The sequence below is a fragment of the Mesorhizobium sp. M4B.F.Ca.ET.089.01.1.1 genome (assembly GCF_004022605.1).
Taxonomy (GTDB): Bacteria; Pseudomonadota; Alphaproteobacteria; order Rhizobiales; family Rhizobiaceae; genus Mesorhizobium; species Mesorhizobium abyssinicae.
Genome location: NZ_RZOS01000014.1, coordinates 25,089 through 35,110, shown reverse-complemented (window position 1 = coordinate 35,110; position 10,022 = coordinate 25,089). Strand labels below are relative to the sequence as shown.

The window sequence follows — 10,022 nt, the reverse complement described above, 5'->3', positions numbered from 1 at the left end:
CGACATGGCCAGGCACGCAGCGGCGGAAGCGACCGCCCTGCCGCCAGGCTTCGACCGGCTCTACCGCGTCTGGTTCGCGTTCGGCTTTCCGGCCTTCTTCGCCGTCGTCGCCATCTTCTGGCTGATGCTGACCAAGCCCACCATCATGCTTCTCGGCCTGAACTAGGCGCGTCTCAGGCGGCGGCCGGCTTGAAGCTCAGCGCCACGCCGTTGATGCAATGGCGCAGGCCCGTCGGCGCCGGACCATCGTCGAAGACATGGCCGAGATGGCCGCCGCAGCGGCGGCAATGCACCTCGGTGCGGGTCATACCGAGCGAGCGGTCCGCGGTCGTGCCGATGGCCTTGGGAATTTCCTGCCAGAAGCTCGGCCAACCGGTGCCGGAATCGAATTTGGTCTCCGAGGGATAGACCGGCAGGTCGCAGCCGGCGCAGGCGAAGATGCCCTTGCGGTGCTCGTTGAGCAGCGGGCTGGTGCCCGGATATTCGGTGCCTTCCTTGCGCAGCACATTATACGCCGCGTCGGACAGGATGGCGCGCCATTCGGCGTCGGTCTTGGTCACTTCGAAGGTCTCGGCGGCGCGGGCGTCTGGCGCGCCACCAATGCGCAGCAAGGCAGCCGTGCCGGCCAGCACCGCGGCGGCCGCGGCGCCGCTCAGGAGAAGATCGCGACGGTTCATGGGACAATTCCTCCAATGCCGGTTTGCCAGATTTTCGCGCCAAGCGAAAATCAAAAGCGGTTGACGCCTCCCAACGAAAACTCCGCGCCGGCTCCACTTCACGTGGACGGCGCGGAGCAAGCGGTCAGTCGCACGGCCTACAGGAGAGGAGCCGCGCAACCGGGGAAGGCCTTTGCCATGTCTTCGCTGGCAGCGGCCTCTTTGTTACATCTTCGGCAGCAGCACCTTGTCGATGACGTGGATGACGCCGTTAGACTGCCGGACGTCGGCGATGGTGACATTGGCGACATTGCCGTTCTCGTCGGTCACGGTGACCTTGCCCTTGTCGGCCTTGAGCGTCAGTTCGCAGCCGCCGGCGGTCTTGACCTTGTGCGCGCCGCCATCGGCCTTGGCCATCTTGGCGACGTCGGCGGCCATCGCCTTGGCGGCGATGACGTGGCAGGTCAGGATCTTGGTGAGCTTGTCCTTGTTCTCGGGCTTGAGCAGCGTCTCGACCGTGCCGGCGGGCAGTGCGGCGAAGGCCTCGTTGGTCGGCGCGAAGACGGTGAACGGGCCGGCGCCCTGCAGCGTGTCGACCAGGCCGGCGGCCTTGACGGCGGCGACCAGCGTGGTGTGGTCCTTCGAATTGACGGCATTCTCGATGATGTTCTTCTTGGCATACATCGGCGCGCCGCCGACCATCGGATTGGCGGCAAAGGCGGCGGCACCGAGCGCGGAAAGACCAATGGTACCGGCGAGCAAAAGGGTGGCGAATTTACGCATGATTTCTATCTCCTCTGGATATCGTTGCCCGTCTTTGGGAACACCAGGAGATACGGGGTAGACTTTTAGGAGTTTCGTCGGGCTCTCAAAAAATTTTATCTGGCCTTGCGCGCGACGAAATTACGTTGATGAGCGCGCAGTCGGAAAGAAACTTTCCTCGCTTCAACCTGACGCAGGATAGATTTCGATTATTCTTTCAGGCAGATCTCCCGGCCCTCGAAGAGACTAGATGCCCTTCAGGTCGCCCGCGGCGACAACCGGCCCGGTCGGCTGGCCGGTCGGCGAGCCCCCGACAGGCTCCACGCTAACCGCGAGCACGGCGCCTTGCGCGAGCTTCTGCTCGACGGCCGGGGTGACCGCCATATGCGTGATCTGGCCGGCGGGGATGACGCCCATCGAGACCGGCGCGTTCTTGCCCTCGATCAGCCACAGCTCGAAATCCTTGCCGGCGGCGCGCTCGCCGGAGACAAGGGAGAGGCCGACATCGCGCCGCGCCGCGTCGTAGACGACGAGATATTTGACGTCGCTGCCGTCGGCGGCCAGCGAGGCGACCAGCCGCGCCTGCGGCTCGACCACCGGCGGATTGACGTAGGGCAAGGCAATGGCGATCGCCAGCGCAGCGACCGCCGCGGCGGCGAGGCCGCGCCAGAAGGCGAGGCTCGACCAGAGGCCGGGGCGCGATTCCTGCGCGAACAGCCGGCGATCGATCGCCTCCTTGACCCTGATCGGAGGCTCGGTCTCCGGAAAGGCAGCGGCCATCGGCGAAAGGTGAACCTCCCAGCGGTCGACAAGGCGAGCGAAGGCGGCGTCTGCCTCGATGCGGCGGGACGCGATCTGGCGTTCGTCCGCGGCCAGGACGCCAAGAACGTATTCGGCGGCGAACAGGTCGTCGCCTCCACGTTCCGGTCCGTTTTCCTCTGCCAGCGTCATCTTTCCAGGCATTCCCTGAGTTTCAACAGGCTGCGCCGCAGCCAGGTCCGCATCGTGTTCAGCGGCACGCCATGGCGCTCCGCCAGCTCGGCATAGCTTTCGCCGTTCAGATAGGCGCCCCGGACGGCCGCCGCCCGGTCTTTCTCCAATTCATCGAGGCAATGGTAGATGCGCACGGATTCACCGCCCGCCACGGCCATGGCCTCCGGTCCCGGCGCCGGATCGGCCACGTCGAGCGCGGCATCGATATAGGCGGCAGGCTCTCGCCGCGCCCGGATGCGATCGATCGCATGATTGCGCGCAATGGCCACCAGCCAGGAAATCGGGCTTAGATCGGAGACCGCGAAACGATCCGCCTTCGTCCAGATTTTGACGAAGACCTCCTGAAGCGCTTCTTCCGCATCTCCCCTGTCCTTCAATACACGAAGGCAGACGCCGAAAAGTTTCGCGCTGGTCTGCCGGTAGAGCAGATCAAACGCTGCCCGGTCCTTCATTGAAGTCCGGACGATCAGCTGGCTGATATCCTGCGGCGCCATGGCGGCAAATTAGAGGATTGCCATACATTTGCAACGGCGCAGGCAATACTGTCCTCCTCAAAGCTTGCGATGATCTTTGCTGACGATGGGTTCGCGCGCCGTTGCCAAGCAAATCGGCTGCCGCTAGCCTCCGGGCCGGCGGAGGACAGCGGCGATGTCGGTCGAGCGGGTGCTGTGGGAAGAGGATGCGACCGGCCTGGCCGGCCTTGTCCAGAAGGGTGAGCTCTCGCCGCAGGAGCTTGTCGACGCGGCAATCGCGCGCGCCGAGGCGACGCGCCCCGACATCAATGCCATCGCCGAGCCGCTTTATGATGCGGCGCGGGCACGCGCCAGGACGGTCGACCGCACGCTGCCGCTCGCCGGCGTGCCCTTCGCGCTGAAGGACCTCGGCATCGGCCTGAAGGGCGTGCCGATCCATGGCGGCAGCCGCATCCCGGCTTTCACGGCCGACTACAATTCGGTGATGGTCGAGCGCCATCTCGCCGCCGGCCTGATCCCGATCGCCACCAGTACCTCGCCCGAGCATGGGCTGCGGCTGATGACGGAATCGGCGGCTTTCGGCATCACCCGCAATCCGTGGAATACCGGCCACACCACCGGCGGCTCGTCGGGGGGCGCGGCGGCACTGGTGGCTGCCGGCGTGGTGCCGGCGGCGCATGCCTCCGATGGCGGCGGCTCGATCCGGGTGCCTTCGGCCTGCAGCGGGCTGGTGGGCCTGAAGACCTCGCGCGGCCGCGGCGCGCGATCCCGGCAAGCTCAGGCTCGCCGTCTACCGCAAGTCGCCGCTCGGCCTGCCGATTTCGGCCGAGACGCTGAGGGCGCTGGACACGGCGATCGCGCTGGCGCGCGAGGGCGGCCATACGGTCGAAGAGATCGACCTGCCCTATATCGGGCGCGATTTCATGGCCGATTTCTGCAAGACGGTGACCTCGGCGGTGGCCGGCACGATACGCGCCGAGGCGTTGCGCGTCGGCCGCGGCGTTCTCGGCGACGTCGAGCGGGCCACGCGCGTGCTTGCCCGCTTCGGCGATATCATCCCGGCCGGCGAACTCTATGAGATCCTGCAGCGGCTCAATGCCACGTCGCGCCGGCTGATCGCCGAGACGGCGCCGTACGACGCCGTGCTGATGCCGATCATCGCGCACCCGCCGCTGGCCTGCGGCGCCATGGACCCGAAGGGCGCCGACGAGTTGATCGAGAACCTGCTGGACAAGCTGCATTTGACCAGGCTGCTCAGGATCAAATCGTTCCTCGGGCAGCTGATGGACAAAAGCCTCTGGTTCACCCACTGGCCGGCGATCCAGAATGTCACCGGCCAGCCGTCGATCGCGCTGCCGGTGCATGTCACCGAGGCCGGCCTGCCGCTCGGCATCCAGGCGGCGGGGCGCCCGGGCGACGAGGAGACGCTTTTGTCCTTCGCCGCGCAGATGGAGAAGATCTCGGGCTGGCAGAAGCGGCGGGCGCCGCTGAAGGTGCCCGGCTAATTTCATAAATTGTGACAGCAAAGCCGTTTGCGACCCGAACCAATTCCCGCTAAGACGCGCGCCATCCTTGCCACTTTGGGAACGAGACCGATGACGGACATCGCCGCCACCGCCGAAATGCAGGCCGCGCTGCTTTCGCGGGCGCTGCCCTATATGCAGCGCTACGAGAACAAGACCGTCGTGGTGAAATATGGCGGCCACGCCATGGGCGACAGCGAGCTCGGCAAGGCCTTCGCTCGCGACATCGCGCTGTTGAAACAATCCGGCGTCAATCCGATCGTGGTGCATGGCGGCGGACCGCAGATCGGCGCCATGCTCAACAAGATGGGCATCGAATCCAAATTCGAAGGCGGCCTGCGCGTCACCGACCAGAAGACGGTCGAGATCGTCGAGATGGTGCTGGCCGGCTCGATCAACAAGGAGATCGTGGCGCTGATCAACGCCGAGGGCGAATGGGCGATCGGGCTGTGCGGCAAGGACGGCAACATGGTGTTCGCCGAAAAGGCGCGCAAGACCATGATCGACCCGGACTCCAACATCGAGCGGGTGCTCGATCTCGGCTTCGTCGGCGAGCCGGTCGAGGTCGACCGCACGCTGCTCGACCTGCTCGCGCGCTCCGAGATGATCCCGGTGCTGGCCCCGGTGGCGCCCGGCCGCGACGGCCACACCTACAACATCAATGCCGATACTTTCGCCGGCGCGATCGCCGGCGCCTGCAAGGCCTCGCGGCTCTTGTTCCTAACCGACGTGCCCGGCGTGCTCGACAGGAACAAGACGCTGATCGACGAGCTGACGGTTTCCGAGGCCAAAGCGCTGATCAGGGACGGCACGGTGTCGGGCGGCATGATCCCGAAGGTCGAGACCTGCATCGAGGCGATCGAGCGCGGCGTCGAAGGCGTCGTCATCCTCAACGGCAAGACGCCGCACTCGGTGCTGCTTGAGCTGTTCACCGAGCACGGCGCCGGCACGCTGATCGTGCCCTGAAGCGGCCTGCCGATCAGCCTGGCTGTTCTGTCAGGCGGGTTGAGGCAGGCGGGCGATGACCTTTATTTCGAAATCAAAGCCGGCCAGCCAATTGACGCCGACCGCAGTCCAGTTGGTGTAAGGCGGTTCGCCAAACACTTTCAACCGAACGGCATCGAACGCTGCCCATTGCGCTGCAGGATCGGTGTGGAAGGTGGTGACGTCGACAATATCGTCGAACGTGCCGCCGGCGGCTTTCAGCACAGCTGCGAGGTTGTCGAAGGCCAGCTGGACCTGCTTCTCGAAGATCGGCTCGGGCGAGCCGTCCTCACGGCTGCCGACCTGGCCCGAGACGAACAGAAGGTCGCCCGAGCGGATCGCCGCCGAATAGCGGTTGATTTCATAAAGGGCCTGCCTGCCGGCAGGGAAGATTGCGTCACGTTTGCTCATTGTCATTCCATTCAGATGTGGCAGACCAAATCTGCTGGCGATCCGGGCCTGCGTTCCATGGTCCGGGACAATTCACATACGCCCCGTATGCCTGAGATGGGTGCATACGTGACGTATGTCAATACGCATACGTTACGTATGTCTGTAAATGGCAGCGAACCCCTCAGGCGCCGGGTGAGATTGCAACGGTCGCTTCGGCCGGCTTGCGCGGCGGCCGCATGACCACCATCGATTCTTCCTCGGCGTCCTGCGGCGCGCCCCAGAATTCGGCGAGCGTCGGCCCGTCCGTCACGCGGCGGTCGCGGGCCAGAAAACCCCAGACTTCGCGAAACCAGACGCGGCGGCCCATCTTCGTGTACCAGCGCATCGAATGGCGCTGCTCGGGATCGCGGTGGAAGAGGATTCGCGCCAGCGCCTTCGGCCGCGACTGCACGGCGAGCTCGATCAGCTTGACGCTGAAGAACAGCATCCAGGGTTTTAGCCGCGTCATCCTCAGCACCTGGTGCTTGTAGTCCCACAGCCGGACGTCGCTCTGGATCACCGTCCGATCCTTGGCGATGCGGAAGAAAGGCGTCCAGCGGTGCGGCGTGACATAGAGCGCCTGGATCTGGTCGGGATCGTAGGCGATCAGCTGGCGGAAGCCGCGCCAGAGGTCGCGAAAGCCCTCGTCCTCGAAGCCGGCCACCCAGGTCGCCATCGACAATATGCCATGCTGACGCAGCAGGCGGATCGCCTCGCGGTCTGAAGCCGTGCTGCCACCCTTGCGGATCAATGACAGCGTCTCCTCGTCGGTGTTCTCCATGCCGAGCAGCCAGCGGATGACGCCGGCCTTGCGGTAAAGATGCAGGATATCGGCATCGCGCACGATGTCGTCGGCGAGATTGATCAGCTCGACGCCGTGCTCGCGGTGCAGCCAGGCAATCTCGCGCGCGAAGTTCTTGGGGTCGCGATGGCGCCAGCGGGTCCAGAAGCCGCGCTGGCCGCAATAGTTGCATAGATGCGGACAGCCTCGGGAGAACTGCATGACCACGGCGCGCTTGCCGCCCCAGTAGCTGTAGCGGCGGTGGTCGATCAACTCCCAGCCGACGCGGTAATCATCGAGCGTGGCGATGGTGCCTGCCGAACGGGTGGCGAACGGACGGCCGAGATCGTCGCGATAGGCGATGCCGGCCACATCGGCGAGCGGCCGCCGCCGGTCCAGCGCCTCGATCAGCGACACGATGGTCGCCTCGCCCTCGCCGCGCACGATGACGTCGAAGGCTTCCGTTCCCGCCAGTATGTCGCGCCAGTGATAGGTCGGGAAGATGCCGCCATACACCAGCGTCGCCGGCGCGCGGCCCTTGACCATGCGCGCGATTTGCAGCGCGGTCGGATGCGCCGAGGTGGAGCCGGAATGGCCGATCAGGATGCAGTCGGGACCGTCGCCCAGGGCATCCTCGACGAGCGCGGGAAGCGACATCGGCCCGAACTCGGCATCGACGAGGCGGACCTGATGGCCGGCATCGAGCAGCGGGCCGCCGAGCGCCAAAAGGCCGAGCGGCGGCAGATGGTCGTCCGGCACGCGGCTGCCGATGGCGGTGTGCGGCGGGTTGATCAGCACGATCTTCATGGCGGACCTTCCTGTTCGATGGTCCACCTGACCTAGCCGGCGATCTGGATGCCGACTTGGCCCTGTTCAGCAGTTTCGGTGCAGCTTTTCCGCAAAAAATGGCGCGTGGCTACTTCCTGAGATGCCCGAGCGGCACGTGGCCGGGCCCCTTGATGTTCTGCAGCACGAGTTGGGTGTGGACGTCGCGGACGCCGTCGAGCCGCATCAGCCGGTGCATGACGAAGGAGTTGAGCTCGTCGACCGAAGGCACCATGACATGCAGCAGGAAATCGTGGTCGCCGGTCATCGTCCAGCACGACGAAACCTCGTCCATGCGCTGCACGGCGGCGATGAAGCTCTCGGGCGAGCCGTCGCTGTGGCTGACCAGCCGCACCTGGATGAACACCTCGACCGTCAGGCCGACGGCGCGGCGGCTGATGACGGCGGCAAAACCCTTGATGATGCCGGCGTCCTGAAGCGCCTCGAAACGCCGCGCGCAAGGCGTGGTCGAGAGGCCGATCTGCTGCGCCAGTTCCGACACGGGCTTGCGTCCGTCGCGCTGCAGGATGTCGAGCATCTTGATCTCGAAATCGTCAAACTGAGGCATTTTCACTCTCCAGCAGCTTTTCGATAGCTTCTTTTACCTCAAATAGCGCGAGCGGACCATTAGGAAAGCGGAATTGCCTCGCCGCCTCCGGCTAAATTGGCGACACGATTGCCACTCATGAATCCGCCAGGAGAACAGCCATGACGATCAGCGTTGCCGATTACGCCCGCGAATGCGAGGCGCAGGGCCTGCGCGGCGACTATTCGGTCTGCCGTGCCGATTTCACCGTGGCGCAGGGCTACGATTACAGCGCCGACGAGCAGGCGGTGTGGCGCACGCTGTGCGACCGCCAGACAAAGCTGACGCAGAAGCTCGCGCACCGCTCCTATCTCGACGGCGTCGCCGCACTCGGCCTGCTCGACCGGATCCCGGATTTCGACACGATCAGCGAGAGGCTGCGCAAGCTGACCGGCTGGGAGATCGTCGCCGTGCCGGGCCTCATCCCCGCGGCCCCCTTCTTCGACCACCTCGCCAACCGCCGCTTCCCGGTCACCAACTGGCTGCGGACGAAGGAAGAGCTCGACTACATCGTCGAGCCGGACATGTTCCACGACTTCTTCGGCCATGTGCCGATCCTGACGCAGCCGGTGTTCGCCGACTTCATGCAGATGTACGGCGAGAAGGCGGAGGACGTGATCGCGCTCGGCGGCGACGAGATGATCACCCGTCTCTATTGGTATAGCGCCGAATATGGGCTGATCCGGGAAGCCGGCCAGCCGCTGAAGGCTTTCGGCGCCGGGCTGATGTCGTCGTTCACCGAATTGCAGTTCGCCGTCGAGGGCAATGACGCGCACCACGTGCCCTTCGACCTCGAGACGGTGATGCGCACCGGCTACGAGATCGACAAGTTCCAGCGCGCCTATTTCGTGCTGCCGTCCTTCGACGTCCTGCGCGATGCCTTCGGCAGCGCCGATCTCGCCGGCATCGTCGCCCGCCACAAGGGCAAGCCGGCGCTTGACCCGGCGACGGTCTAACGCTCTCAAAGAGCGCGCAGCGGTCTTGAGAGCCATGCATCAAACAAGGTCTTGAAGCGCGGCGGCTCTGCGCGTCGCGCCTCGAGGTCGGCGTCGCCCCGCCGGCGTTCAGAGCGGTTCAGTTGCTGATTGGGCGGCTGAACCGCTCCGAATATTTGCGGACAAGCGCCGCTCGGACAGCTCCGGCGCTTCGGGGTCAGCCGGCTTGCGGCGCCTCGGCCTTCAGCCGGGCAAGCTGCTCGCGCTGCAGGTCGAGCGCGGCGGTGATAAAGCGCTGGACGGCGGCGAGTTCGGCATCGCTGAAGCTGGCGATCAACCTTTCGCCATCACGCGCGATGGCGCCATAGTAGCGCGCCGAGAGCTGGCGGGTCAGGTCGGTCGCCTCGATCACCACCTTGCGCCTGTCCTCCAGGCTGCGCGTGCGCGTCAGCAGGCCGCGCGCCTCCAGCCGGTCGATCAGCGCGGTGACCGCGGCCGGGGTCAGCCCGGTCGCCACCGCGATCGCGCCCGCCGATTGGGCGCCGCCATGGAGCAGCCCGAGGCACTGGCGCTCCGCCGCGTTCAGCCCGAGCCTCGCCCCCACCGCCTCGTCATAGGCCTGTGTCGCATCCTGCCAGCGCATGATGGCGAGACTGATGGCTGCCGTCATATCGGCGCGATTCGTGCTTGACGATTTTATTTCGATCATCTAACTATCAATCTGTCTAACATTAAGACGACGGTAGCAATATGCGACCGCAGCCTGCGCAAGGCAAGGTCCCGGTCGCTGACAAGGAGCGAAAAATGAGCTTGATTCAGCAGCGGACTCCCCTCTCGCACGAGGAGGAGTTCAAATACGCCAAGCTGGCGATGGAATGGTATGGCTGGGGTTCGCCGATCGGCCTCGGCATCCTTCTGGTGGCGCTGGCGGCGGCAGCCGTGCTGGTGCGCATCGCCGTCTACGGCCTTTAAGCCGGCGGCAGACGATTCTCCCCATAGGCGCGGCAAGGGCGACGCCGGCGGCCTATCCGGCTGCCGGCGTCGCTTGCCTTTGGGGATGATCTTTTCGCAA

General features: G+C 65.3%; 12 protein-coding genes and 1 pseudogene. 5 read left to right on the top strand and 8 right to left on the bottom strand.

The annotated features are described in order from the left end of the window. On the top strand, positions 1–166 hold a 166-nt coding region (locus tag EN780_RS02825), incomplete at its 5' end, for a DUF2269 family protein (protein ID WP_128271918.1). A 7-nt stretch (positions 167–173) separates the two neighbouring features. Here EN780_RS02825 and msrB read toward each other — a convergent pair. The 4 genes from msrB to EN780_RS02805 form a co-directional block, all read right to left on the bottom strand. Beyond that, positions 174–677, bottom strand: a complete 504-nt coding sequence (gene msrB / locus EN780_RS02820) for a peptide-methionine (R)-S-oxide reductase MsrB (protein WP_127312013.1) — start codon at positions 675–677, stop codon at positions 174–176. 204 nt (positions 678–881) lie between these two features. Beyond that, positions 882–1,439, bottom strand: a complete 558-nt coding sequence (locus EN780_RS02815; RefSeq protein ID WP_127393658.1) for a fasciclin domain-containing protein — start codon at positions 1,437–1,439, stop codon at positions 882–884. Between the two features lie 225 nt (positions 1,440–1,664). Beyond that, entirely contained in the window at positions 1,665–2,369 is a 705-nt protein-coding gene (locus EN780_RS02810; protein WP_128271916.1) for an anti-sigma factor, read from the bottom strand. Beyond that, the gene (locus EN780_RS02805) at positions 2,366–2,905 is read right to left on the bottom strand and encodes a sigma-70 family RNA polymerase sigma factor (protein ID WP_127284062.1); all 540 of its coding nucleotides are present in this window, start codon (positions 2,903–2,905) and stop codon (positions 2,366–2,368) included. Before EN780_RS02805 ends, EN780_RS02810 begins: the two co-directional genes overlap by 4 nt. 154 nt (positions 2,906–3,059) lie before the next feature. Between EN780_RS02805 and EN780_RS41510 the strand changes: the two are divergent. Continuing rightward, positions 3,060–4,389: pseudogene (locus EN780_RS41510) on the top strand (amidase). A 90-nt stretch (positions 4,390–4,479) separates the two neighbouring features. Continuing rightward, positions 4,480–5,373 (top strand): acetylglutamate kinase, encoded by an 894-nt coding sequence (gene argB, locus EN780_RS02795; RefSeq protein ID WP_127284064.1) that lies wholly within the window; start codon positions 4,480–4,482, stop codon positions 5,371–5,373. 30 nt (positions 5,374–5,403) lie between these two features. Here the strand turns inward: argB and EN780_RS02790 are convergent, their stop codons facing one another. The 3 genes from EN780_RS02790 to EN780_RS02780 form a co-directional block, all read right to left on the bottom strand. Continuing rightward, positions 5,404–5,802 (bottom strand): RidA family protein, encoded by a 399-nt coding sequence (locus EN780_RS02790; RefSeq protein ID WP_127391856.1) that lies wholly within the window; start codon positions 5,800–5,802, stop codon positions 5,404–5,406. A gap of 163 nt (positions 5,803–5,965) precedes the next feature. Then, positions 5,966–7,411, bottom strand: a complete 1,446-nt coding sequence (locus tag EN780_RS02785; protein WP_128271914.1) for a cobalamin-dependent protein — start codon at positions 7,409–7,411, stop codon at positions 5,966–5,968. Positions 7,412–7,520: 109 nt separating this feature from the next. Beyond that, complete coding sequence (locus EN780_RS02780) at positions 7,521–7,997, bottom strand: Lrp/AsnC family transcriptional regulator (RefSeq protein ID WP_127310941.1); 477 nt, start codon at positions 7,995–7,997, stop codon at positions 7,521–7,523. Between the two features lie 140 nt (positions 7,998–8,137). On the opposite strand from EN780_RS02780, the gene phhA reads away from it, so the two are divergent. Further along, a complete protein-coding gene (gene phhA, locus EN780_RS02775) occupies positions 8,138–8,971 on the top strand; it encodes a phenylalanine 4-monooxygenase (protein WP_127310940.1) in 834 nt (277 codons plus the stop codon). A 196-nt stretch (positions 8,972–9,167) separates the two neighbouring features. Here the strand turns inward: phhA and EN780_RS02770 are convergent, their stop codons facing one another. After that, positions 9,168–9,659, bottom strand: a complete 492-nt coding sequence (locus EN780_RS02770; RefSeq protein WP_127391854.1) for a MarR family transcriptional regulator — start codon at positions 9,657–9,659, stop codon at positions 9,168–9,170. A gap of 95 nt (positions 9,660–9,754) precedes the next feature. Here EN780_RS02770 and EN780_RS38640 point away from each other — a divergent pair, with 95 nt between their 5' ends. Continuing rightward, positions 9,755–9,922 (top strand): hypothetical protein, encoded by a 168-nt coding sequence (locus tag EN780_RS38640; RefSeq protein WP_187331341.1) that lies wholly within the window; start codon positions 9,755–9,757, stop codon positions 9,920–9,922. Positions 9,923–10,022 lie beyond the last annotated feature (100 nt).